The organism is Bifidobacterium myosotis, from assembly GCF_002259745.1.
Classification (GTDB): Bacteria; Actinomycetota; Actinomycetes; order Actinomycetales; family Bifidobacteriaceae; genus Bifidobacterium; species Bifidobacterium myosotis.
This window is the reverse complement of the sequence record NZ_MWWW01000016.1, coordinates 47,779-73,890: the sequence shown is the minus strand read 5'-3', so window position 1 is coordinate 73,890 and position 26,112 is coordinate 47,779. Positions and strand designations below refer to the sequence as shown.

General features: G+C 63.2%; 18 protein-coding genes and 1 tRNA gene. 1 reads left to right on the top strand and 18 read right to left on the bottom strand.

What is annotated here, in order from left to right:
• The first annotated feature begins 739 nt into the window (after positions 1–739).
• A complete protein-coding gene (locus BMYO_RS07900; RefSeq protein WP_094667943.1) occupies positions 740–1,852 on the top strand; it encodes an ATP-binding protein in 1,113 nt (370 codons plus the stop codon).
• A gap of 252 nt (positions 1,853–2,104) precedes the next feature.
• On the opposite strand, the gene ilvC is transcribed toward BMYO_RS07900, so the two are convergent.
• The 18 genes from ilvC to BMYO_RS07805 all read right to left on the bottom strand — a co-directional run bounded on the left by ilvC (position 2,105) and on the right by BMYO_RS07805 (position 26,021).
• The gene (gene ilvC, locus BMYO_RS07895) at positions 2,105–3,157 is read right to left on the bottom strand and encodes a ketol-acid reductoisomerase (protein ID WP_094667942.1); all 1,053 of its coding nucleotides are present in this window, start codon (positions 3,155–3,157) and stop codon (positions 2,105–2,107) included.
• Positions 3,158–3,522: 365 nt separating this feature from the next.
• On the bottom strand, positions 3,523–4,890 hold the full coding sequence (locus BMYO_RS07890; RefSeq protein ID WP_094667941.1) for an MFS transporter: 1,368 nt from the start codon (positions 4,888–4,890) through the stop codon (positions 3,523–3,525).
• Between the two features lie 1,062 nt (positions 4,891–5,952).
• The gene (locus tag BMYO_RS07880) at positions 5,953–7,170 is read right to left on the bottom strand and encodes a LacI family DNA-binding transcriptional regulator (protein ID WP_233428217.1); all 1,218 of its coding nucleotides are present in this window, start codon (positions 7,168–7,170) and stop codon (positions 5,953–5,955) included.
• A gap of 555 nt (positions 7,171–7,725) precedes the next feature.
• Positions 7,726–9,366: an MFS transporter gene (locus BMYO_RS07875; RefSeq protein ID WP_094667940.1), complete on the bottom strand. Its 1,641-nt coding sequence runs from the start codon at positions 9,364–9,366 to the stop codon at positions 7,726–7,728.
• A 210-nt stretch (positions 9,367–9,576) separates the two neighbouring features.
• Positions 9,577–10,938: an MFS transporter gene (locus BMYO_RS07870; RefSeq protein ID WP_094667939.1), complete on the bottom strand. Its 1,362-nt coding sequence runs from the start codon at positions 10,936–10,938 to the stop codon at positions 9,577–9,579.
• Positions 10,939–10,968: 30 nt separating this feature from the next.
• Entirely contained in the window at positions 10,969–12,495 is a 1,527-nt protein-coding gene (gene gtfA / locus BMYO_RS07865) for a sucrose phosphorylase (RefSeq protein WP_094667938.1), read from the bottom strand.
• Positions 12,496–12,966: 471 nt separating this feature from the next.
• Positions 12,967–14,232, bottom strand: a complete 1,266-nt coding sequence (locus tag BMYO_RS07860; protein ID WP_094667937.1) for an ABC transporter substrate-binding protein — start codon at positions 14,230–14,232, stop codon at positions 12,967–12,969.
• 596 nt (positions 14,233–14,828) lie between these two features.
• Positions 14,829–16,097, bottom strand: coding sequence for an ABC transporter substrate-binding protein (locus BMYO_RS07855; protein WP_233428216.1), 1,269 nt, complete (start codon positions 16,095–16,097; stop codon positions 14,829–14,831).
• Between the two features lie 391 nt (positions 16,098–16,488).
• Complete coding sequence (locus BMYO_RS07850) at positions 16,489–17,331, bottom strand: ABC transporter ATP-binding protein (protein WP_094667936.1); 843 nt, start codon at positions 17,329–17,331, stop codon at positions 16,489–16,491.
• Positions 17,331–18,287 (bottom strand): ABC transporter ATP-binding protein, encoded by a 957-nt coding sequence (locus BMYO_RS07845; RefSeq protein WP_094667935.1) that lies wholly within the window; start codon positions 18,285–18,287, stop codon positions 17,331–17,333. Before BMYO_RS07845 ends, BMYO_RS07850 begins: the two co-directional genes overlap by 1 nt.
• Entirely contained in the window at positions 18,280–19,263 is a 984-nt protein-coding gene (locus BMYO_RS07840; protein WP_094667934.1) for a branched-chain amino acid ABC transporter permease, read from the bottom strand. Before BMYO_RS07840 ends, BMYO_RS07845 begins: the two co-directional genes overlap by 8 nt.
• A 3-nt stretch (positions 19,264–19,266) precedes the next feature.
• The gene (locus tag BMYO_RS07835) at positions 19,267–20,673 is read right to left on the bottom strand and encodes an ABC transporter permease subunit (RefSeq protein WP_094667933.1); all 1,407 of its coding nucleotides are present in this window, start codon (positions 20,671–20,673) and stop codon (positions 19,267–19,269) included.
• A gap of 156 nt (positions 20,674–20,829) precedes the next feature.
• Positions 20,830–21,201, bottom strand: a complete 372-nt coding sequence (locus BMYO_RS07830) for a fluoride efflux transporter FluC (protein WP_169834096.1) — start codon at positions 21,199–21,201, stop codon at positions 20,830–20,832.
• On the bottom strand, positions 21,201–22,052 hold the full coding sequence (locus BMYO_RS07825) for a fluoride efflux transporter FluC (protein WP_094667931.1): 852 nt from the start codon (positions 22,050–22,052) through the stop codon (positions 21,201–21,203). The genes BMYO_RS07830 and BMYO_RS07825 overlap by 1 nt, the downstream gene beginning before the upstream one ends.
• 152 nt (positions 22,053–22,204) lie before the next feature.
• The gene (locus tag BMYO_RS07820) at positions 22,205–23,491 is read right to left on the bottom strand and encodes an adenylosuccinate synthase (RefSeq protein WP_094667930.1); all 1,287 of its coding nucleotides are present in this window, start codon (positions 23,489–23,491) and stop codon (positions 22,205–22,207) included.
• 201 nt (positions 23,492–23,692) lie between these two features.
• Positions 23,693–24,760 carry a class II fructose-bisphosphate aldolase gene (gene fbaA / locus BMYO_RS07815; RefSeq protein WP_094667929.1) on the bottom strand — a complete coding sequence of 356 codons (1,068 nt, stop codon included), beginning with the start codon at positions 24,758–24,760 and terminating at the stop codon, positions 23,693–23,695.
• 252 nt (positions 24,761–25,012) lie between these two features.
• Positions 25,013–25,948 (bottom strand): DMT family transporter, encoded by a 936-nt coding sequence (locus tag BMYO_RS07810; RefSeq protein ID WP_094667928.1) that lies wholly within the window; start codon positions 25,946–25,948, stop codon positions 25,013–25,015.
• A tRNA-Gly gene (locus tag BMYO_RS07805) sits at positions 25,948–26,021 on the bottom strand. Before BMYO_RS07805 ends, BMYO_RS07810 begins: the two co-directional genes overlap by 1 nt.
• Positions 26,022–26,112: the final 91 nt, after the last annotated feature.

The window sequence follows — 26,112 nt, the reverse complement described above, 5'->3', positions numbered from 1 at the left end:
GTTGTTGTGGTTGCGCGTATGCGGTTGTGCATGATGCGCGTTTGGGCATCCGGGACAAGCCCGGACGATCTCAAGCGTGGCGGGTGGCGCCTTGTGGGCGCGACTCGCAAAACTGGTGTCCATCCTACCGAGAATGCCCCGGCTGTCCCCGGCTGTCCCACAACGTGAGCTGGGTCACGAATCGACTTTTACGCGTTTATGGACATTGTCTTATAGTCCGGACAATGCGGGCAAACCCGGGCGGGAATTCAGCGGATTTCAGCGGAATTCAGCGGGACGGAAATGCAGAATCCCGGGAAATGCAGTTGCGTCCCGCGTTCCTCCCGCTTTATCCCGTCTCTCGCATGCGCACAATGGCGTCATTCCGCCAATCGACGTTGCCGCCATATGATGCACAGACGAAAAAAGTGGGACGCAAATACAAAATCACCAATAATGCAGTTGCGCCCCACCGAAGTGCACCGAAGTGCAGTTCCCGCCAATTTTGTCCTCGAATCCCCGGGATCGTGATTGGCACACCACCCCTGCCCCAAACCATGGCACTCCCACACATTCCACACGCCCACGCATCTGCATTGCGAATGGACGCTGAGATATAGGCCGCCATACCGATAGAGAAAGCAATTCCGGCAAATTGACGATTATGAGAACCAGCCCTCCAGCTTCTTTTGATATTTTTGATATTTTTGATATTTTTGATTTGGCTTTATACCAGCCTTGTTGAGGGGAAGGGGCACCAGTGCGAACGCCAGTAAATCCGTTCAAGCCGACCGCCGGCGGCGAGCCTCCGCTGCTCATCGGGCGCGCCAAAGTCATTCGTGACTTCGAGAAAGGTCTAGACAACGGCGTGGGGGCACCGGGACGCATCATGTTGATCACCGGGGCCCGTGGTACCGGCAAAACGGTTATGCTCACCGTATTCGGAGACAAAGCCCGAGCCCGAAAATGGGACGTCATCGAAGAAACCGCTTCGGAAGGCCTGTGCGAACGACTCGTCAACGAATTACGAAGCAAGGACCATATGCTCGACAGGTTCTCCATCAAGCCAGCCGTCAGCTTCGCCGGCACAAGCATAAGCTTGGGCGAAGCGGAGCTGTCCCCCAAACGCATGCCGGAGACCCTGCGTAAAGCCATGTCCGCGCGGCTGGACTCACTCGCCAAACAACACGCCGGACTGCTGATCACCATAGATGAGACGCAAGCCGCACAACGCTCCGATATGATTGCGCTGGCTACGGCAATCCAGCATCAGATTCGCGAGCGCCGTGACATCGCCATCGCATTCGCAGGACTCCCCCAGATGATCTCCGACCTGTTCAACGATGAGGTCATCACATTCCTTCGCCGGGCGAAAACCAATGTGCTGACCGATGTACCGGTTAGCGATGTGCAAGACGCGTTCGGCACAACCTTCCGAACCTCCGGCATGACAATCGACGGCGAACAGCTTCGCACCGCCGCCGAGGCGACCTGCGGATACCCATACATGATTCAGCTGGTCGGATACCACATCTGGGACGCAGCCGACATGCGAGACTCGGATATTGTCACTGACGGCGATATCGCCGACGGTCTCGCCGAAGCGCGAATCGATCTCGATAACGCCGTATGCGTTCCCGAGCTGCACGGGCTCTCGCACAACGATCGGGCGTATCTTGAAGCGATGACGGCATCCGATGGCCCATCCTCCACCAGCGATATTGCTCGCCGCATGGGCAAGACCAACAACTATGCCGCGACATACCGCAAACGCTTGCTCGACGCCTATATCATCCGCGAGACAGAACGCGGCGAAGTCGATTTTGCCGTACCGTTCCTGCGTGAATACCTACGCCGCCAGCAGCAGCGCTGACTCGGCTTACCCTTGGCCGGCCCGTTGTCACGGAAGAATGCAGCACACGCCAGCCGGCTGCTGCCTTCGCGCTATTTTAGAAAAAGTCGATATGTGCGGATTTTCTAAAGTAGCGTCGTTGCAGGGCTTCGCATTGCCGAGAAGCACCACGGCAACGCAAAGGCCGTCACCTCGATGAGAATCGAAGTAACGGCCTTACGTTACACGGAAAGCCTTGCGGCCAATCCGCAATCACCGCTTATGCGGCCAAAATCACTGAACCTGGGTACGAGCGATCTTGCCGTTGAAGGACTCGGCCTCGTCCTGGTCCTTGGCGGCCTCGTTGTTCCAGGAGAACATGGCGCGCAGCTTCGGGCCGACGGTCTCGAGGTGCGGGTGAGAGTACTCTTCCTGCAGCTTCTTGAACTTCGGCGCACCGGCGGCCTGATCGTCCATGAACTCCTTGGCGAAAGAGCCGTCCTGAATGCGCTTGAGCTGGTACTGCATGCGCTTCTTGGTCTCCTCGGTGATGACCGTGGAGGTGTAGTCGCCGTACTGGGCGGTGTCGGAGCAGGACCAACGAGCCTTGTTCAGACCGCCCTCGTTGGCGAGGTCGACCAGCATCTTCAGCTCGTGGAACACCTCGAAGTAGGCGATCTCCGGCTGGTAGCCAGCCTCGGTCAGCACATCGAAGCCCATGTCGCACAGGTGGTTGATGCCGCCCATGAGGACGTCCTGCTCGCCGAACAAATCGGTCTCGGTCTCCTCGGTGAAGGTCGTCTTGATGGCGCCGGCGCGCAGAGCACCGAGAGCCTTGGCGTAAGCGAGGCACAGCGGCCAGGTCTTGCCATCCGGGTCCTGCTCGACGGCGACCACGACCGGGACGCCACGGCCGGCGGCGTACTCACGACGAACGATGTGGCCCGGGCCCTTCGGGGCGACCATGAACACCGGGTGATCCTCGGTCGGCTTGATGTAGCCGTAGTGAATGTTGAAGCCGTGGGCGAAGGCCAGAGCGGCGCCCGGCTTCAGGTTCGGCTCAACGTCCTTCTTGTAGACGGCGGCCTGGTACTGGTCAGGCAGAAGGATCATGACGACGTCGGCCTCAGCGACGGCTTCCGGAACGGACTTGACTTCCAGGCCCTGCTCCTTGGCGAACTCCACGGACTTGGAGGTCGGACGCAGGCCGACGACCACGTCAACGCCCGAATCGCGCAGGTTCAGCGCGTGGGCGTGGCCCTGAGAGCCGTAGCCCAGGATGGCGACCTTCTTGCCATCGAACACGGACAGATCGGCGTCCTTCTCGTACCAGATAGTTGCTGCCATTTTGGCGCTCCTTTATATCTATTGTTTATTTATGGGGTGAGTATCAATCTGTTCTGCTGTGGAGCAGAACCCTACGTGGTTTTTCCTTGTGGGCTTTTCCGTGGCATAGGTTTAGTCCTACTTGGACGGAGCCACGCCACAGGGGTTCACTACGTGGGATGAATTTTTTAGTTATCGATATTTAGTTATGAAAGTAGGTTATGAATGCGGGAATCGTTGCGCGAAGCAGAAACCCGCCGTTGACTCCATCTGGCGAAATCAACGTCCGTGCTGGGCCGTCCAGCAGAAGCCCAGTGGGCTTCCGTAGGCCCAGTGAGCGATTGCAACCAACAGGCAATCGCGAAGCCGAAAAGCAGCCGTTGATTTCACTTGGTGAAATCAACGTCCTTAGTCTCTCGGCAGCTCAGCACGGAGACCAGGCAGCACACGGCCATCACGCCGAGGTACAGGCCCACGGAGTGGACGCCCCAGTTGTGGGACAGCCAGGTGGCGATGGTCGGCACGAAGGCAGCGCCGACGATGGCGGCGAGGTTGTAGCCGATGCCGGAGCCGGAGTAGCGCACGTTGGCGTCGAACAGCTCGGGCAGGAAGGCGCCGATCGGGCCGAAGGCGATGCCCATCAGCGCGAAGCCGATGCACAGGAAGGCCATGTTGGCGGCGAAGTTCTTCTGGCCCACGAGCTGGCCGTCCAGCAGGAACGGGAAGAGCAGGGCGAAGACCACCAGTGCGCAGGAGGAGAAGGTCAGCACGCGACGGCGGCCGATCTTATCGGCGTACAGGCAGGACAGCACGATGAACAGGGCGAACACGCAGATGGAAATCATGAGCATGAGCAGGTATTCCTGGTTGGTGAAGCCCAGGTTGCCGCCGCCGTTCGCGGTGTCCTTGGTGCCCCATGCGAGGGACCAGGTGGCGAGCGTGTAGAACAGCGTGTAGGTCACTGCCACGAGGAAGGTGGCCTGCAGCACCTGACGCCACGACTTGCGGAAGACCTCGGTGAGCGGGGACTTGACGACCTTCTTCTGCTCCTGAGCCATGCGGAAGATCGGGGTCTCCTCCATGTGGACACGAACCACAAGGCCGACGATCACCAGAATGGCGGACAACAGGAACGGCACACGCCAGCCCCAAGCCAGCATCGCGTCCTGATCATTGAAGGATTCGAGCACGAAGTAGGTGCCGTTGGACAGGAAGAAGCCGATTGGGGCTCCCAGCTCCGGGAAGGAGCCGTACAGGGCGCGCTTGTTCTCGGGGGCGTTCTCGGTGGCCACCAGAGCGGCGCCGGACCACTCGCCGCCCAGACCGATGCCCTGGATGAAGCGCAACAGGCACAGGATGGCGACCGCGAAGACGCCGGCCTGATCATAGGTGGGCAGGCAGCCGATGAGGAAGGTGCCGATGCCCATCGTCATCAGCGAGACGACCAGCGTGGTCTTGCGGCCCATGCGGTCGCCGAAGTGGCCGAAGACCAGCGAGCCCAGCGGACGAGCGATGAACGCGATGGCGAAGGTCAAGAGGCTCATCAGCAGGGCGACGGTCGGGTTGTCCTTCGCCGAGAAGAAGATGTGCGGGAAGTAGTTCGCCGCGGCTGTGCCGTAGGCGTAGAAGTCGTAGAACTCAATGGCGGTGCCGACCATCGAGGCGGCGATCACGGTTTTGACCGAATCGCGCACCATGGCGGCGGCCTTGCCGGCCGTCTTGTTCAGGCCAGTCTCTTCGACTGCTGTAGTCATTGTTGCTCCTGTAGTTCTCTCGTCACTCTCTCATCGGGGCGATCGGGCTCCGGGGTGACTCACGAGGTATACGTGAATTGCTGTGCTTGGTTGTATTTACTTATGTTGGTACTGCTACGTGATGCATCATCCGCTGCCGTCTCGGTTCGCGGGGTGCTGTTCAAGCCTTATGAGCGCAACAAAAAAGCCCCGCACATTGCAGGGCCATCACCGATTGTGTCGGTATCCTCGGCCCTGCCTTCGTTGACGGGGCCTCAAGCATCATGCCGTTAGTCCGCCAGCGAAGACGGGCTAATAATTCGTGCGGATACAAACGCAGAAGCATTGAATCCAGTCATCGCGTGGCCTCCTTTCGGTGTTCCTCGGGTCCGTTCGACCCGAACTGGAATGAGACAATAAGCGCGCGATATGGGTCAATCCAGCAGGGGTTCACTATGTGAACATGTGGTCTCAGGAGCCTTGACCGCGCGTCGCGGACAGGTCTGATCTGAGCCCGCATCCGGCTGCCGCACGTCGTCAGCAGGAACCGATTCCCCGTTGATTGCCGAGGCTCCCGCGCGGCTTGTAGTACGCCCGCCTACAGGCCTAATACGGGTCCGCAATATGATGCCGATACGTGCCCCAACGGTGGCATGCTGGGCGGTGAACACCGGCTTGATCCACAATATGATGCCGACGCGTCGCCCCGCATTCATCAGGGGCGCACACGGACGGAATCCTGAATACCGGCATTCCGAATGCTGTGCCACGTCGTCATGGAGCCATGGTTTGGCTCGCCACCGACGCTGAATCATTGCGCGGCGATGTCATGGGGCCACCGCTTGACCCGCAGACGACGCTGAGCGGCTCAGCGTCGCGGACAAGCCACCTACTGGCCCCGCAGCGACGCAAAACGGCATCTCAGCGTTGCGGCTGAGCCATCGCATGGCCCGACTGCGACGATTAGACACTCAGCATCGCAGCCAAGCCACCTACTGGCCTGGCAGCACCGCTGAATAACGGCTCAGCGGCGTCGCGGAGCCACCCCATGGCCGCACGGCAACGCATGAGGCTCGTCAGGGGTTATCGGGTGGTTTCGCCGGGGATGAAGGACACGGGAATCACCCGCTCGTTCTCGGCACCGCCGCCAGCCTCACCGGCACCAACAGTGACACCGCCAATGGCCTCAACGGCATCGGAGCCGGCGGCAGCTGGGACACCCGCGGAAACAGCATCGACCGCATTGCCGCCGGACGCATCGCCATCAGACATATTGCCGCCGGCCGCATCAGTACTAGTCGCGGCATCAGCAGCGGCCGCATCAGCGGTGCCCGAACGCTTTGCCCCGGATTGCCGGCCGGAATCATCCCCGGCGGCGATCTGCTCGTTCATGCAATCGGCGAGCGCGGCGGCAATGGCCGGGAAATCCTGTCGAACCGAAGTCAGCCGCTTGCCTGCGAGCTCGGTGATGAGCGTGCCGTCATAGGCGATCACCTGCAGGTCCCGCGGCACGTCGAGGCCCCGACGGCCGGCCTCCTGCAGTGCCATGGCCGCCACCACATCGGCGCCAACGATGGCGTCCACTCCCTGATAACGGTCGAAGATGCGTCGGGCCATGGCCTCATGTGCGGTGACGTCGGCCACGGCGCCGACCTCCACGTAGTCACAGGCGATACCCGCCGCGGCGAGCATCCGCTCCACGGTGAGGTGGTACCTCACAGTCGGGAAGGTGGTGCCGCCCGAGAATTGGGCCCGTGGCCCGCCGGCGAGGATCACATGGCGGGCGCCGGAAGCGATGAGATGCTGTGCGACCAGCCGCCCGCCCTGTTCGTGATCCGATCGGACGGTGGGCACCCCGGCGCCGAGGAAACGGTCGAAAGCCACGATCGGCCGGCTGATGGAGGTCCAGTAGTCGGCGGGATGCTCGGTGTGGGCGGCCATGATGATGCCGTCCATCATGTGCCGTTGGAGCATGTCCACGTACTCGCCTTCGCCGGTGTTCGCGTCGGCGGTGGAGCACAGCAGCGTCTTGAGCCCGCGCGACGCGAATTCGCGCTGCAACGCGGCGGTGAGCGTGGCGAAGAAGGGGTGGACGATGGTCGGCATGATCACGCCGATGGTGTTGGTGCGGTCGTGGTAGAGGTTGCGGGCCAGCTCGTTGGGGATGTAGTCGAGCTCGCGCATGGCCGCCTCGACTTTGGCGCGCATAACATCCGAGACGTATCCGGTGTTGTTGACCACCAGCGAGACGGTGCTTAGGGACACCCCGGCCTTTTTGGCCACATCGCGCATGCCGACCATGTTTCGCTCCCTTGTGTGAGGTCCGAGTTCGTGCTGCGGACGAACCGCATGATCACCAGTTTACTCGAACCGGTTCGGCGCACCGGTTGGGACACGGCTCCAACGAAAACGGCCCTTCCGGAGAAGGGCCGCGAGGTTCCAGTCGGGCAGTCGAACAGTCGTCGTACCTCGGCCAATATCGAATGACGACAATGACACCAGATGACCAACGCCAAATGGCGCCAGATGATGAGCCGACCGAGGGCGATGCCGGATCTGGGGCATCCGCGGGCGGGCCGGTCGGTCTCGCGCCTCCGCAGCGCCCTTCGATATGGGACGAAACGTAAGTCAGCGACGAGGCCATGTTACGTTTCGTCCCGTTTTGCAGTGTCAAAGTGGGACGAAACGTAACACTATGTCGTGTGAAACTTACGTTTCGTCCCGTTTCGGATTCCGTTTCGTAATTGTCTGAGTGGTGTTGGCTCCTCATCTGGAGAGCATCACCACTCAGACAATTGCGAAACGGATCACTGGCGCCCGCCACCGTCAACCAGTGCTCGCCAGCGTCATCCAGTGTCAGTCAGTGGAGCCGGCGGACAGCAGGGTCGTGATGCCGGCAAGCAGCACCAGCACGATGCCGGCCGGGAACAGTAGGTAGTAGCCGAAGCTCGACTCGAAGCCGTTGACCAGCAAGGCTCCGACGATGGCGGCGAGCGCCAGACCCGCCGAATTGGCGAGCGCGTAGACGCCGAGGTCATGGCCGGCGGTGCGTGGATCGGGCAGCGAGTCCATCACCAGTTCCAAACCCAGCGCATCGTACAGGCCGAAGGCGAAGCCGGAGATCAGCGCGAAGGCGATCATACCGTTCTCGCGCGCGGCGCCGGTGGACCAGACGCCCAATCCCCAGACCAAAGCCAGACCGAACGCATACAGCAGACAGGACGCGGCCACGACCTGAGCCGTGGGAACCCCCTTCTCCTCGATCCACTCGGAGATCGGCCCGGCGGCCCAAGAGGCGAGCGCGGCGCCGATGAGCGTGGCCACGGCCATGGCGATGATGAGGAATCCGGCGGGGATGGTCATCGGCGCGGACGTGAGCACCACGGCCTTGCCGTACACCCAGAAGCGCACGAGGTACCACAGGAACACCCCGGTCATGCCCACACCGGCCATCATCAGCGTACGGGCGGCGAACACGCGGGCGAAGGCGGGCGCGTGTGCGGGGAATTTCAGCTGGCCGAGCACGGCGTCACCGTCCATGACGACGCGCGGCTGCTCCTGGCTGGACGGTTCCTTCGGCAGAATCAGCACCGACAGGATGCCCGACAGCGCGAAAATCGCGGCGATGGTGGTAAAGGACGTGCCGGCGTCGAACATCACGCCGAACGCGCCCAGGCACATGCCGATGGCCTGGGCCAGCATCACGCCGATGCCGTGCCAGCGCTCGATGCGCGGGCGGAACTTGTCCGGTACACGCTCGCTGATGGAGCTGGCGAGCGGAACGGACAGCATGGCGTACGCGAATTGCATGAACGCCCAGAAGATGCACAGCACGATGATGCTCGTATCCTGCCCGAGGATGAGCGTGGTGAGCGCGCACAGGAGTCCACCGGCCACCATCCACGGGGTGCGGCGGCCGAAGACCACGCGCGTACGGTCGGACAGGGCGGAGACCAGCGGCATGGAGAACATGGCGGCGATCACGCCCACCACCACCAGCACTGCGAGCGGCATGGCCAGATCCGTGGCCACGGGCAGCGGACGGCCGGTCGCGGGGTTGATGGTGACCGGAACGGCGCTGGCAGTATCGTAATGGGACAGCCGAGCCACCATGTTGGGCACGGCGATGCCGTTGAGCGCCACCCACGGCGCACCGACAAGCATGGAAGCGATGAAGAAGCCCCAGTTGAGGCGCGAGACCTTGCGCGCGTCGGGCTTCTCGCCGTTGGATGCGATCATCGGATCGCGCATGTCGAGGTACGCGGAGGCCATGTCGGGGGCCGGCGTATCCACGCTGGCCGCGGCCGCGGCGGCGGCGGACGTTCCGGCGGAGGCGAGTCGCACGGCCTGCGCCTCGGGCTGGTCCGCCGACGGCTCGGGTGGCAGACGACGGTCCTTGATGGCCAGTCGGGCCACGGCGGCCTTGTCTTCGGGGCTCAATGCCTTGTCCAGATCAGGACGATCGTCAATGCCCGGACGCACATACGGTTGCAGCATGATGCTCCACTCCTCTTCCTTGGCTTCTCACGCAAAAACCGCCCGAGCGCACTGGCTTCAGTGCACTGCGGACGGTTTGCTTTCCATGAACCTAGCTTACGCCGGGCCGCGGAACTGGCGCCAGACCACGGGACTGGCGCCGGGCGGCGCCGTGACGTCGATTGCCCGACGACGGCCCCGTACGACGGCCCAGCGAGCCCGTTTCCTTGATTACTTGATGCCGCGAATCTGCATGATGAGGAAGGCGGCGATGAGCACCACGACGATGCACACCGGGAACACAAGCCCGTAGTTGCCGCCGGTCGCCATCACCACGCCGGAGGTGAGCAGCGAGCCGAGCACAGTGGACAGGGTGTTGGCCATGTTGAGCACACCCAGATCCTTGCCGGCCTCCTTCGGGTTCGGCAGGATGGACACGTTCAGCGCCTGGTCGATGGCGTTGTACACGCCGTAGCCGAAGCCGGCGATGGCGGCGAACAGGTACATGCCCCATGCGTTGTGGAAGATCCACGGCATCGCGGCGCCGATGGCGAACAGCACGCTGGCGAGCGCCACCGGAATCTTGCGCATGCCGAGACGGTCGGAGATCGGGCCGGAGACCAGAGCGGCGATCAGGGAGACGACCATCGTGATCACGGACATGGTCGCGATCACGCCGGCGGCGGCGGTCTTGAGCTGCTCGGCGTCGTACCCGGAGTCGGAGAAGGTGTAGTACTTGACCACGTACAGCAGGTAGCCGTTAATCATCTGGTAACCGGCCACCATCATCAGACGGCCGAACAGGGCGTAGTAGAAGTTGCGAGCGCCCTTGCCGTGCGGCGGGATGAAGGACTTGAGCACCATCTTGACGGACACCGGCTCGCGTTCCTCGTCCACGTTGGAGGGCTCGCGCGGCCAGATGCCGACCACGATGATGCCGACCAGCGCGAAGCCGAGCGCGCCGAGGGCGAAGCCAAGGTCGATGTTGCTGATGAGCAGGGAGCCGACGAGCGAGCCGGCGGTCTGGCCCAGCACGCCACCCGCACCCATGAAGGAGGAGACGGAACCGCGGAACTTGTCCGGCACGCGGTCGGACAGGGTGGCCACGAACGGCGCGTTCATCCAGTTGTAGAACAGCTGCATGCCGCACCACAGCAGCAGGATGAGCGGCAGCGAACGGGTGACCAGCAGGCCCGCCACGCACGCGCCGCACAGGATACCGCCGCTGATGATCCACAGCGTGCGCTTGCCCCACTTCGAGCGGGTGAGGTCGGAGAAGGTGCCGAAGATGATGTTGGCGAACAGCGCCACCACCGAACCGATGCTGTTGATCGAACCGATGAACGCCTCACGCTGTCCGGGGGCGATCTGGTCGACGAGCTGGGGCACCAGGATGGACGACAGCGACACCCAGACGATGCCGGTGATGATCAGGCTGATGGTGAAGCCTGCGCCGAGCCTGACCACATCCTTGATGGACGGGCGGCGGCCGTAGCTGTCGAGCAACGGGTCGGTTTGGGGCTGGTCCGGAGTGCCGATGGTGGCGTCGGCTTGGGCCGGGGCGATTTCAGCGTCGTTATGTACTGCTGACATGGTGGTTGTACTGGCTTTCTTTCTTACTGATCAGTCAAGGGTTACGGCGGGCGGGTTGTTGAGCAGGTCGTGGGTCTCGTGGTCGCCGGTGGCGTCGGTCCACGCGAGGCTGGCGACCGGAGTGGCGTTGTCGGCGCCGAGGCCACGACCGGGCTCGAAGGTGAGGGAGGCCTTGGTCGAGCCGTCGGCGGCGGTCCAGTGGAAGGTGATGGACTTGTCGCCGTCGGCCTCATAGCCGAACTCGCCGTCGAAGGCCGGCAGTTCGTTGCGGAACCGGGCCAGGGCGTTCAGCGCCTTGACGACCGGACGCTGCAGGTCCTCGTCGATTTCGGCCACGGAGTAGTAGTGGCGGTTGATGTCGCGGCCGTTGTTAGTGCGGCGCAGCAGATCCATGTCGTTGCGTCCGGCGAGCGCGCCGACGTAGTAGACCTGCGGCACCCCGGGCAGGAAGAACTGCACGGCGCGGGCGGCGATGTAATGCTGGTCGTTGCAGCCGAGGGCGGAGTAATACGTGGAGTTGACCTGATAGAGGTCGAGGTTGCTCGCCGCGGCACCGGTGGCGGCCTGGGACTCGCCGTGGGTGTTGGCATGGATGGTCTTGACCATGTTGTCCACGTCCTCATCCGGCACAAGGCCCTTCAGGGAGCGGTCGAGCTGATCGGAGCCGATGTCGATGACGCCGATGCCATCGTGCGTGTCGAGCACGGTGACGGCGTTGTTCGGGCGGATTTCGGTCCAGTGGGCCACCGGCTCCACATGGCCGGTGAACAGGGAGTGCAGGAGCAGCGGCGGCAGCGCGAAGTCATAGACGCGGTCCACCTTGGAGGCGATCTCGACCTGCTTCTTGTAGTAGCTGTGGACCTCGATGAGAATCTCAAGACCGCGCTTGACGCCCTCCTCGCGCAGACGGGAGATGAGCTTGAAGGTCTTCGGGGTCATGAAGCAGCTGGTGCCGGCCTCCTTGGCGCCGTAGCCGACGGCGTCGAGACGGATGTAGCTCACATGGCTGGCGGCCATCTGGTCGAAGATGGACATCAGGTATTCCCAGCCCTTGTCGGAATCGGTGTCGATGTCCACCTGCTGCGGGGTGAAGCTCACCCACACCAGACGGGTCTTGCCCGCGAACTTGTAGTGGGTGAACGGCAGGCCGGGACGCGGGCGGTAGATGCCGGCCAGATCCTCCTCGGTGGCGCCGTTCGGGAACACGGAGCTCATGGTGAGGAACATCGGATAGTACTCGGATTCCTCGCCGTTCTGCAGTACGTCCTGGAACTGGGCGGACTCCCAGCTCATATGGTTGACGATGGCGTCCACCATGATGTCGTGGGTCTTGGAGAGCTCGGCGACATCATCCCAGGAGCCGAGGCGGGAGTCCACCTTGGTGTGGTCGATCGGGTCGAAGCCGGCGTCCGCACCGTCGAACGGGGTGAAGAACGGCAGTACATGCACGCCTTCGTAGACGCCCTGGAAACGGGTGCGCAGGATGTCGGTCATGCCGGCGATGGTGCCGTTGCCGAGGCGATCCGCATAGGTGATGAGCTGGACTTTGTTCTTCATGGGCAACTCCTGTGTTGTACTGTGACGCTCTGTGTCGAACCGGTTCGATATTACCGCCGACAGACCTTGCCCGTCCAATTGCCCGGCGTGTCGAACCGGTTCGATGTGCGGCATGCGAAAGATCCAGACGCATTGAAATTGACATGCGCCAATCGACCTGAACACAGAATGGGCTGATCGCTTGGGCAATGGAGCCGAGTGGTCCGTTTCTTAAATAATCGAGGGCTTCAGCTTTTTTCTCTTCCCCAGTCAGCGTCGCTGCCCGCCCCTCGTCAGAAGGGGCCAGCACCACTCAAACAATTGCGAGACAAACCACTAGCCCACACGACTCCCCGTATGACAACGTTGGCATATAGGGCCGAAGAAAACCCCGCCCGAATAGGAAGGCGGGGTTTTCGTAGAGGGAAACATCCGGCGGCTCCGACGCCGGACGATTGTTGTGTTGGGGTGTCACCAATCGCCAATCCAGCGTTACTTCGTCGGCACGGCACCCTCCTGGGCGTGGTCGAAGTTCGGCTTGTTGCTGCCGTCGAACTTGTAGACGCCGATGGATGCGGTCGCCGGGTCATGGTCGTCGTTGAACGAGCCGATGCCGGACTGGGCCTTGTACTTGATGTCCTTGCCGGCCTTCAGCGCGGCCACGCAGTCCTTGTAGGTGCTGCACTCCTCGCCGCCGTTCGCGCCGGAGACGGCCATCAGGTTGGCGGAGACGGTGGCCGGCTTGTTGTCGCCGCCCTTGGTCGCCGCCAGCGCCGACAGAATCACGGCGTCGTAGGTCTCGGCCGCATAGGTGTAGTCCTTGAGGTCCTTGACCTGCGTCTTCAGACGGGCCTGGAAGTCCTCGCCCGGGTGGGCGCCCGGGATGGTGCCCTTGGAGCCCTCAAGCAGGCCGGCGTCCAGATCCTTGGAGTAGTCGGCGGTGTTGCCGTCGGTCATGTACAGCTTGTGGGTGTCCACGCCCTGCGAAGCGAGCTCCTTGAAGATGGACTTGGACTGGTCGAACGCGATGACCAGCACGGCGTCGGGGTTGGAGGCCTTGATGGCGGTCACGATGGACGAGAAGTTGGTCTCGGCCGGGTCGAAGGTGTCCTTCTCGCCGTACACCACGTTCACGCCCGCACTCTCGACGGTCTTGACCACCACGTCACGCAGCGAGGTGCCGTACTCGTCGTTGAACACCGCGATGGCGAGGTTCTTGACGCCGTCCTGCGCGATCACCTGGCCCAGCACCGCGCCCTGCACGGTGTCCGGCGGAATCACGCGGAAGAAGTTCTTGTCCAGACCGGAGAACGCGGTCGAAGTGGCGCCCTGGGAAATCATCGGCACGCCCGCGGACGTCACCTGCTTGTAACTGTTCTTCACCACCGAGCTGGACGGCGGGCCAATCACCACGGACGGATTCTTGGACAGGGCGGACTGGGCCGCGGCGCTGTTCTGGTCGGCATGGTCGCCGTCGGACGTATCGGCGATGGACGACTGGGCGTCCGCTCCATTGACGCCGCCGGCCTCGTTGATGTCCGCGATGGCCAGCTTGAAGCCGGCCTCCTCCGGCGGGCCGAGGTAGGCGAGCGAGCCGGTCTGCGGGAACATCGCGGCGGCATAGAACGCCTGGGATTCGGACTTGCTGTCCGTGGAGCCGGTGGACGAGCCGCCGGAACTGCCGCAGCCTGCGAGCACCATCACGGCAGCCGCCACGGCGGCGGTGCACGTCATCATGATTGTCTTGTTGCTGGTCATAAACCACCACTTCCTCTCTAGCCCTTGCGGGCAATGGTGTGAGATGCGAGCGTTACCTTCTCGAATCTTGACTGCCACTGTAGGCGAGCAGAAAGTCGGTGAGATTGTGGCTGTGTAACCACCTGATTGACTCCGAAAACTGTTGGAAATACTGGGGTTTGCGATGGTCTAAGGCCGCTGCGGAATACGTGGTGCAGTCGGCCTTGCGATGCGAATTTCGCACCGCTCCGGCGGCGAACGCGACGGCGGACGCGCAGCCCATACAGCCAGGTCCAGGGCATGGTGCCGCAAATCGCCCTCCAACACTCGGTTTCCGTCCGGTTTCCGTCAGAAGCGAGGCTCTCCTGACACTCAACGGACGCAAAACCGCCTCGTAGCGTCCGGTTTCTGTCAGAACACCTTCGCTTCTGTAAGAAACCGGACGAAAAAACGCGAATTTGCGTCCGGTTTCTGTCAGAAGAACCATGCTCCTGACAGAAACCGGACGGAAGCCGGCATCCGCCGATGAAAAGGCTCCCGGGCCGAAGCCACGGGAGCCTTGAGAAGCGGGAGTCGGGCGGACCGACCGAATCAGCCAGCCAAATCAGTCAACCGCATCAGTCAGTGGGGACCTTGCCTTCCTGGGTGTGATCGAACTGCGGCACGTTCTTGCCGTCGAACACGTACACGCCGATGTTCGCGGAGCTCGGGTCGTTGTTCTTGTTGAACGGTCCGATACCGGTCAGGCCCTTGTACTTGATGTCCTTGCCGGACTTCAGCGCGGCCACGCAATCCTTGTAGGTGCTGCACTCCTCGCCGCCGTTCGCGCCGGAGACCGCGGCCATGTTCTTCTGGATGGTCGCACCGTCGGCAGAACCGCCCTTCTGCGCCGCGAGGGCCGCGAGGATGATGCCGTCGTAGGTTTCGGCGCCGTAGGTGAAGGTGGAGATGTCCTTGCCGTAGGCCTTGACGAGCTTGGACTGGAAGTCGTCGGAGGCCATCACGCCGGGGATGGTGCCCTTCGCGCCTTCAAGCAGACCGGCGTCCAGATCCTTGGAGTAGTCGGCGGTGTTGCCGTCCACGAAGTAGAGCTTGTGGGTGTCCACGCCCTGAGAGGCGAGTTCCTTGACCAACGCCTTGGTCTGGTCGAAGGCCACGATGGCGATGGCGTCCGGGTTGGAGGCCTTGATGGCGGTGGCGATCGACGAGAAGTTGGTCTCGGTCGGGTCGAAGGCGTCGTCCTTGCCGTAGACCACGTTCACGCCGGCGGATTCCGCGGTCTTGACGATGGTGTCACGCAGGCCGGTGCCGTACTCGTCGTTGAACACTGCGACGGCGAGGTTCTTGACGCCGTCCTGCGCGATCACCTGGCCCAGCACCGCGCCCTGCACGGAGTCCGGCGGCACGGTGCGGAAGAAGTACGGGCTCAGGCCGGAGAAGTCGGAGCTGGTGGCGCCCATGGACAGCATCGGCACATTGGCGGTAGTGATGGTCTTATAGACGTTCTTCACCACGGAGCTGGAAGCCGGGCCGATCACGAAGGACGGGTTTTTGCTCATCACGGACTGGGTGGCGGAGGAGTTCTGGTCGGCGTGGTCGGCGTCCGAGGTGTCGGCATCCACGGTGGTGATGTCCTTGCCGAGCACGCCGCCAGCCTCATTGATGTCGGAGACGGCCAGCTTCTCGGCCGCAAGCTCGGGCGGGGCCAAGTATGCCAGCGAGCCGGTTTCGGGCCACAGACCACCGAGCACGAAGGTGTCGGTCTTCTTGGTCTCCGTGGCACCGGAATCAGTGCCGGCGTTCGAGCTGGAGCCGCAGCCCGCGAGCGCCATCACGGCCGCCGCAAGCATGGCCGTCACCGCCATCGACGTCTTCTTGATATTCATATAAAGCCACCTATCCTCTCTTACACCCTTACGGGCAGTGGTTGCGATGCGGGAAACGGATGCCTCGGGGCATACCCGCAGGCCCAAAGGCCTATGCAGTCGCCCATCGAAGATCGTTCCCGAATCTTGGGCTTGACACTAAACGCCGGTTGCTTCGATTGCGTTGTTCCCATGTAACCGCCTGATGAAGTCCGAAAACTATTGGAAACATGCGGTTTTAGGGGTATTCTCAGGCATGCTTGCGCGCGGCCTCGAGGCGCATCGAGGGAAAGCGCCGAGCCGTGAAGAGGACAGTCCAGTGGACTGTCCTTAGGCGAGGGGAGCATCTACGCCGCGACGGTTGCGCGCAACACAACAGGCACTTCGAGGCTGAAGAAAGGCTGTATACGCGTCAACCGACACCAACCACGCCTTCTTCCTTGACCTCCTCTTCCAGGTTGCCCAAGTACAGGCTGATGACCTTCGGGTCCTCCAGCAAATCGCGCCCGCGGCCGGAATAGGCGTTGCGGCCCTGATCGAGCACGTAGCCGCGGTCGCAGATCTGCAGGCAGCGGCGGGCGTTCTGCTCGACGATGATCACCGAGACGCCGGCCTTGTTGACCTGGCGCACGCGGATGAAGGTCTCGTCCTGGAGCATCGGGGAGAGGCCCGCGGAGGGCTCGTCGAGCAGGAGCACGGACGGGTTCATCATCAGGGCGCGGGCCATGGCCACCATCTGGCGTTCGCCGCCGGAGAGCGAGCCGGCGAGCTGATCCTTGCGGGCGCCGAGTTTGGGGAAGATCGAGCAGACGTAGTCGAACCGCTCGTTGAACTTCTTCGGGGCCTGATAGGCGCCCATGTGCAGGTTTTCGGCGATGGTCAGCGAGGGGAACACGTTCTCGGTCTGCGGCACGAAGCCCACGCCCATGGAGACGAGCCTGTCGGCGCGAAGGTTGGTGATGTCCTTGCCTTTGAGGATGAGCTTGCCGGAATGGATGTGGACCAGTCCGAACAGGGATTTGAGCAGCGTGGACTTGCCGGCGCCGTTCGGGCCGATGATGCCGACGATCTCCCCCTCGTGCAGGGTCAGGGACGCGCCGTTGAGGATGTTCACGCCCGGCAGATAGCCGGCCACAAGGTCCACGGCGTCCAGCAGCGGCTCGCCTTCCGGCTCCCCGACGTGGATTTCGGAACGCGGGCGGGCATCGGTGGTGACGGCACCGCCAGCGACAACGGCATCAGAATACGCACTCATCAGTTCTCCTCGCTTTCCTTGAGATCGAGAACGGAATCGTCGCCGAGGTCGATGTTCGCGTTGGCGCCAAGGTAGGCGTCGATCACGGCGGGGTCCTCCATCACGGACTTGGGCTGGCCTTCGGCCACGATCTTGCCTTCGGCCATCACGGTGACCCAGTCGGCGATGTGACGGACCATGTTGATGTCGTGCTCGACGAACAGCACGGTGGTGCCCTCCTCGCGCAACGACATGATGTGGTCGAGCAGCGACTGCTTCAGCGCCGGGTTCACGCCGGCCATCGGCTCGTCGAGCATGACCAGCTGCGGGTCGCTCATCAGCGCGCGGGCCATTTCGAGCAGCTTGCGCTGGCCACCGGACAGCGAGCCGGCGAAGTCGTCCTTCTTCTTGATGAGCAGGAACCGTTCGAGCAGTGCCTCGGCCTTCTCGATGTTGGCCTTCTCCTGACGTCTCCACAGCGCGGGCATCAGCGAGCGGAACATGCCTTCGCCGGGCTGCACGGGCGCGCCGAGCAGCATGTTGTCGAGCACGGTCAGGCGGCTCATCACCTTGGTGAGCTGGAAGGTGCGGACCATGCCCATGCGGGCCACCTTTTCGGGCTGCACATGGGCCATATCGTGCCCGTCGAACCGCCACTCGCCGGTGTTCGGGGTGTCGAAGCCGGTCATGAGGTTGAAGAACGTGGTCTTGCCGGCGCCGTTCGGGCCGATGAGCGCGGTGATGCCGTGCCGTTCGATCTCGAAGTGCTTGACGTCCACGGCGGTCATGCCGCCGAATTTGCGGGTGACGTTGCTGGCCACGAGAATCGGGTCGGGCTTGTGGACGCCGGGCGTGTTCTCCACGAACTTCAAGTCCGAGGAGACCTTGTCGCGGTAGGCGGTGGAGATGAGCGTCTCGCCTTCGGGGGCCTTGGTGGCCCACTTGGTGATGTCTTGGAATGGCTTTGTCTCAGGCATTGAACGCCAGCTCCTTTCGGTCTCCCAAGAGGCCCTGCGGTCTGAATATCACCAGGCACATGAGCGCCACGCCCACGATCACCCAGCCGAGCGACTCCACCTGGTTCGAGGAGATGAGCGTGTCCGGGATGGTGCCGCGCATGAGCTCCTTGACGAAGGTAAGCAGCACCCACAGCAGGCAGGACCCCAGAATCGGGCCGAAGATCGTTGCCGCGCCGCCCAGCAGCAGGATGGTCCATGTGTAGAACGTGACCGCACGACCGAGCGAATCAGGCTGCACGGAACGCGGCAGTACGAAGATGATGCCGCCGAGCGCGCCGAAGATGCCGCCGAGAATCAGGGCCTGCATCTTGTACTTGGTCACGTTCTTGCCCAGCGAACGGATGGCGTTCTCGTCCTCGCGGATGCCCTTGAGCACGCGGCCCCACGGCGAGTGGAACCAGCGCCAGCACAGCAGCGCGGCGACCGCCACGAGCACCCAGGCCACGATGCGCAGCCACCATGAGTTCGCGATGTTGTTGTTGTACGTCCACAGCAGGAAGGTGGTGGCGCCGTTCGGCAGCGGCGAGGTCTCTTCGAACTGCGTGGTGAAGTCCTGCGGGGAGATGCCGGCCGAACCGCCGGTGATCTTGGTCATGGCTGTCGAACGCCCGATGATGCGGATGATCTCGGCGGCGGCCAGCGTGACCATGGCCAGATAGTCGGGGCCGAGCTTCAGGGTCGGGATGCCCAGCAGCAGCGCGTAGATCACCGCGAGCGCGATGGCCGCGCACACCGAGGCGAACAGGTTGCCGCCCATGGACTGGGTGATGGCGAACCCGTACGCGCCGAGCAGCATGAATCCGGCCTGGCCCATGTTCATGAGTCCGGTCATGCCGAAGTGGATGTTCAGACCGATGGCGGCCAGCACGTACGCCGCCGTGGTCGGGGCGATGAGTTCGCCCAGCGTATTGGAGATGATGGTAAGGAAATCCATGGCTCAGCCCACCCTTTGCTGCTTGCCGAAGAGGCCCTGCGGACGGATCAGCAGGACGATGATGAGAATCGCCAGCGCACTGGCGTAGCGCATGTCGTTGGGGATGACGAGCGAGCTCATATCCGCGACGATGCCGATGATCAGGGAGCCGACGAGGGCGCCGTTCGCCGTGCCGAGGCCGCCGAGAGTGACCGCCGCGAACATGAGCAGCAGCAGGGTGGCGCCGGTGTTCCACGAGATGCCGTTGAGGTAGATGCCGAGCAGTACGCCGGAGAGCGCCGCCATGCCGCAGGACAGAATCCACACGATGCGCACCACCTGTTCGACGTTGATGCCCGAGGCGGAGGCGAGCGCCGCGTTGTCGGAGACGGCGCGGGTGGCACGTCCGAGTCTGGTCCGGTACAGGAAGAGGGATACGCCGACGATCACGAGGATGGCGATTGCCGCCGAGATGAGCGTGGGCGCATCCGTGGTGATCGGCCCAATCTCGAAGCTGGCCGGCACGGACTTGGTGATGCCCTTGATCTCGCCGCCGAAGAAGAACTGGAAGACGTACTGCAACGCCATGGACAGGCCGATGGTCACGATCATCTGCTGCATGGTGCCCACGCGCTTGCGGCGCAATGGCGCCCAGACAAGTTCGTTCTGGATCAGGCCGGTGAGCGCGCCGATCACCACCGCGAAGATGGCGGAAGGGATGAGTGGCCAGTGCAGCACCTGCGTGCCCACATACGCCATCAGGCCGCCCAGGGAGACCTGCTCGCCGTGCGAGAAGGAGCTCAGGCCGGTGGTGCCGTAGACGAGGTTCATGCCTACGCTCATCAGGCCCAGCATGAGACCGAAGATGATGCCGGAGAACAGCTGCTGCCAGATGCGCTTGCCGATGTTGGCGGTCGCCGCAGAGCCGTTGGTGTCCGCGGACGCGCCGGACTGCGAGCCGGATTTGCCGTCGGCGGTCGAGCCCGAGCCGGCAGAACCGGTGGATGCGGTGGCCGGCTTGTCGAAGCGGACCACCTGACGGGCCTTGTCGAAGCTGTTCTTCTCGATGTCGACGGTGGCGGTGGAGGCCTTGAGACCGTGTTCCTTGGCCACAGACTCGTCCATGGTGACGGTGTATTCGCCGTCGGCGGTCACCGAGAACGCCCATTTGCCTTCCGCATCGGTGGTGACGGTGGCCTCCTCCTTGCCGGAAAGCTTCAGGGTCACGTCGGCGATGGGTTTCTTGTCCGCATCCTGCAGGATGCCGTTGACGCATCCGTTCGTGGCGGTCGGGTTACATGTGGGCACAGCTTCGGCCGCAGACGCGCGGCCGGGTGCGGCGATGCTCAGCGCCATCAATAGGGCGAAAACTGCGGTGAACAGTAACAATCCCAGTCGATGACGCCGCATGGAAATGTGTACGGCTGTCATATAACTGTCCTCTCTGGATTGGTTTTCAACCTAGGAGAACAATCGGCGCGCACGGTTGCGCCCAAGTTTCCCTCGCGTTACCGGATCGCCGGTTCGTTACGAGGGGATAACATCGCCGGCCGAACCGGCGCCCGGTTGGTCGCGGCCGATGCCCGGCTAATCCCCGAGCGAGCCGACCATCCAGCCGGCGGCCACGCACAGCACCGGCACCACGATGGTGAGCAGGAGATACACGGCAAAAGTGACGAAATGCCTGTTGCGTCCCAGCGAGACCATTTCGTTGATTGCGGTGGAGAACGTGGAGAAACCGCCGAGGAACCCGGTGACGAACAGCAGGTACGTGGATTCGGCCACCACCTGATGGGCGAATGCGGCCGCGGCCACGCCGGCGCAGAACGTGGCGATCACGTTGATCACGAACGTGGAGAGCGGGAACAGCCGGTTCCACCACCGCTGAATCGACGTGTTGAGCACGAACCGGGCCACCGCGCCGAGACCGCCGCACAGGCATACGAGCAGGAACGTCATCAGCGGGCCTCCCCCGTGGTTGGGTCGCCGGTGAGTGGAATCTCATCGGTGATGGGCGCCGGCTCATAGGAGGGCGGCGCGCCGGCACCGGCACCGGCGGCGTCGGCGTCGGCGGCATCCGGCGCCATGACGACGGTCTGACCGGCGGTCACATGCCGTTCCCCGCCTTTGGCCCGTTGCAGCAGCGCGTTCTCCGCGGCCTTGGCGGTCTTACGGGAGGCGGCCAGAAGGCCGAGTCTGGCACCGAGATAGGCCACGAGCAATCCGCAGGCGAAACTGATCAGCAGATACGTCACCGCGGCGGCGATGCGGTCGGCCTGCAACGAGACGAGCTCCTCGATGGCCAGCGCGGACAGCGTGGAGAAACCTCCACACATGCCCATGCCGATGCCGCGCGAGGTGAGCTGGCGGGTGCGCTTGCGAATCCACGCGGCCTGCGACAGATAGGAGGCCAGACACGCGAAGACGAAGCACGCCACCATGTTGGCGGTGAAGGTGGGCACATGGAACGAACTCCAGAACCCCTCCGGAGCCGCGGTGGCGGGCAGGGCGAAGCTCAGGGCGTACCGCATGGCCGTGCCGAGCATGCCGCCGAGGAACACCACGAGATACATCATGCCGTCGGCCAACGGGTTGAACCGGGCCTGCACGCGCTTGATGGGCGCGAGCGGAATCTGCGGCGGTTTGGCAGCCGCAGCCGCTCCTTGCGGCGTAGGTACGGATTCGGCGCGCACTTGGGCCGCGGAGATCTCCTGCGTGCTGGGCGCAGGTTCGGGCCCTTGCCGCCGGTCCGGTGCGGCCCACTGCCCCGATGCCGGTCGGGGTGTCCGGTAATCGTCGTGTTCGGTCATGCTCAGCCTCGCTCATCGGCGCGATTCCGGGCGTCCGTGGGTAATATCCATGGGCAACGTGCCGTAGTAGGCACGGGCTCGGCCCACACGGACAGCCGGAATCAGGCAATCAGCTCATCAGCCAGTCACCGTCCGATTCGTCTGCCGACGAATCAGTCGATCAGCGAGTGGATGGAGATGATGTGGTCGCGCTGGGGACCGGTGCCAATGGCGGAGATGCGGCAGTTGCTGATCTCCTCCAGACGCTTGACATACGCCTGGCAGGTGGCGGGCAGCTCGTCGAAGGAATGGCAGGTGGAGATGTCCTCATCCCAGCCGGGCATGGTCTCGTAGATCGGCTTGGCGATGGAGAAGGCGGCCTGATCGGTCGGCATGTCGTCGTACCGCTCGCCGTCCACGTCGTAGGCCACGCAGATCGGAATCTCCTTGAGACCGGTGAGCACGTCGAGCTTGGTGAGCACGATGTCGGTCAGGCCGTTGACCTGGGAGGCGTAGCGGTTGACGACCGCGTCGAACCAACCGCAGCGGCGAGGACGGCCGGTGGTCACGCCGTACTCATGGCCCTGCTTCCGCAGCCACTCGCCGGAGTCGTCGAAGAGTTCGGTGGGGAACGGGCCCTCGCCCACGCGGGTCACGTACGCCTTGGAGACGCCGATCACACGGGTGATCTTGGTGGGGCCCACGCCGGTGCCGGTGCAGGCGCCGCCGGCGGTCGGGTTGGAGGAGGTGACGAACGGATAGGTGCCGTGGTCCACGTCGAGCATGGTGGCCTGGGCGCCCTCGAACAGAACGGTCTTGCCCTCGTCCAGCGCCTTGTTGAGGATCAGGCCGGTGTTGGCCACGTACGGCTTGAGACGCTCGCCGAGCTTCAGGAGCTCCTCAGTGGTCTGGTCCACGTCGATTGGACGGCGGTTGTACAGCTTGACAAGCATCTGGTTCTTCTGGTGGAGGCTGGCCTCGACCTTGTCGTGCAGATGCTGGGCGTTGAACAGGTCATGCACGCGGATGCCCACGCGGTTGATCTTGTCGGCGTAGGCCGGGCCGATGCCGCGGCCGGTGGTGCCAATCTTGTGCTTGCCGAGGAAGCGCTCGGTCACCTTGTCGAGCGTGCGGTGGTAGGGGGCGATGATGTGCGCGGCCTCGCTCACCAGCAGATGGGAGCAGTCGATGCCACGGGCCTCAAGGCCGTCGATCTCCTGGAACAGCACCTCGGGATCGACCACCACGCCGTTGCCGATCACCGGGGTCAGGTGGGGGTTGATGATGCCGGAGGGCAGCAGGTGCAGCGCATACGACTCGTTGCCCACCACCACACTATGGCCGGCGTTGTTGCCGCCGTTGAAGCGGGCCACGTAATCGACCTTGGTGCCGATCAGATCGGTCGCTTTGCCTTTACCCTCATCGCCCCACTGCGCGCCAATAAGAACAATTCCCGGCATGTTAGCCTCCCCGCTCGTACGTTTCCGCCGGGGATAAGGTTACCTTACGGCCTCTACCCGTGGAAGGGCGGTCTCACGTCTTTTTGGATCGTTGGGATTCCCAGGGGAATCGATGGAATCCCCAAGGGTGATGATGTCACGTATGACGCTCCACCCGATATTCGCTCGTCCCCAATCCTCGTTCCGCCCGAATTCCTGACGCTACTTGAGCGCCTTGCCGGCGGAGCCGAGCTGCTGGCAGGCCTCGATCACACGCTGCGTCATACCCGCCTCGGCCTTGCGACCCCAGGAACGCGGGTCGTAGAACTTCTTCTCGCCCACTTCGCCGTCGATCTTCAAGACCTTGTCGTAGTTCTCGAAGACATGGTCGGCGATCGGACGGGTGAAGGCGTACTGGGTGTCGGTGTCGATGTTCATCTTGACCACGCCATAGCTCACGGCCTCGGCGATCTCCTCCGGGCGCGATCCCGAGCCGCCGTGGAACACGAGCTCGAACGGCTTGCCGTTGGGGAAGGCCACGTTACCGGCCGCGCTGGGCAGTTCGCCGTCGACCACGGCCTGGGCCACGCGGGCCTGAATCTCGCCCAACAGTGCCGGGCGCAGCTTGACCACGCCGGGCTTGTAGGAGCCATGCACGTTGCCGAACGTGAAGGCGGCCATGTAGCGGCCGCGCTCCCCCAGGCCGAGACGACGGGCCACTTCCAATCCATCCTCGGGAGTGGAGTACAGCTTCTCGTTGATCTCGGCGGAGTGGCCGTCCTCCTCACCGCCGACCGCGCCGATCTCGATCTCGAGCACGGTGTGGGACGCCTGGGACTTGTCGAGCAGTTCCTCGGCGATGTCCAGATTCTCCTTGAGCGGCACGGTGGAGCCGTCCCACATGTGCGACTGGAACGTCGGCTCCTTGCCGTGCGCCACTTCGTCCGCCTCGTAGGCGAGCAGCGGACGCACCCACTCGTCAAGATACTGCTTGGCGCAGTGGTCGGTGTGCAGGGCCACGGTGATGTTCGGGTACTTCGCGGCCACCACATGCGCGAAGGCGGCCAACGCCAGCGAACCGGTGACGCGGTCGTTCACGCCCTGGCCGGACACATATGCGGAACCGCCCACGGAAATCTGGATGATGCCGTCCGATTCGGCATCGGCGAAACCCTTGAGCGCCGCGTTGAGCGTCTGGGAGCTGGTCACATTGATGGCAGGATAGGCATATCCGCCGCGACGGGCGGCGTCGAGCATTTCGGCATAACGTTCCGGTGTTGCGATCGTCATGGCTTCATTATCCCTCGAGCCCTGCCCGCCGGGAGGACCGCAGGTGCGATGCGGCTGTGCAATTGGTCACACCGCGCACAAGACGAGGGCATCTGTCCATGTGCAATTGGCTCACATGCGCCCCCGTAGTCACCATTTGACTGAGAACACCCTATTGCGCAATGGCCTCACATGGCTCCCCTCCTGAGGGGAGCCGTCACGAAGTGACTGAGGGGAGCCCTGACGAGCAGCAAACCCGCAGCCAACGCATCCTCACCGCACCAGAAACACCATGATGATGATCATCGCGAAGCCCACCAGATCGGTGGGCGTGAACACGGCACCGGCGAACAGCACCCCCGAAATGGTGGCGGTGACCGGTTCGCTGGTGCCGAGCATCGTGGCGCGCATCGCCCCGCAGCGCTGCGTGCCGGCGAGGAACAACCAGAACGCGGCGAACGTGCCGGCGACCACCGTGAACGCCATGAGCGCCACGCCCCATCCGTCCAGCGCCGGCGCGGTGGCCCACGGGCGCACGAATGGCAGCAGTATTACGCCGGAAATGACGAACATGATGCCGTTGACGGTGAAGTTGCCCCACTTGGCCATCAGCGCGATCGGCGCGATGGACATCACCGAGGTGCACACGGCGTCCACCAGTCCCCAGAGAAGTCCCGGCAACGGCAAGCTGAGCTGGGTCAGATCACCGCCCGTGGCGATGAGCACCGTGCCCACGAAGGCGAGCGCCACCCCGATGCTTTCGCGTTTGCCCGGAAGCCTGCGTCCCGTGATGCAGACGAACGCCAGCACGAACAGCAGGTTCAGGGTCTGCAGCACCGTGGCGGTACCGGAATTGGTCCAATCGATGGCTTTGAGGTAGGAGACCTGCACCATGAGCACGCATACGACCGAACAAACCAGCAGCTTGACGTAGGAGCCGCGGTCCTTGAGCGCGCCCACAAGCTGCTTCGGCGTGAACGCGGCCGAGCAGATCAGGAAAATGAGGCCGGCCAGCAGCTCGCGCACGCACGCGATCCACATGGGATCGGCGTGGTAGGTACCCATCAGAATCTTGGAGACCGTGGCGTTGACACCCCACAACACGCCGCCGGCAAGCGCCAGTGCGCCACCGACGAGGATGTCGCGCGGCGTGCGCTCGAGGGTGGGCTTTGGTTTCGGCGATTCAGAGGTATGTAATGAAGTACACATGGAGCGGATGACGGGAGTCGAACCCGCCTCTAAAGCTTGGGAAGCTTTCATTCTACCGATGAACTACATCCGCATGTGCCGCTTTCGCGAAACACAGAGGGCCAGTCTACCATGACCCCGCCGAAAACGCTGCGACCGTTTCGCAATCATGGCTCACGGCCGTG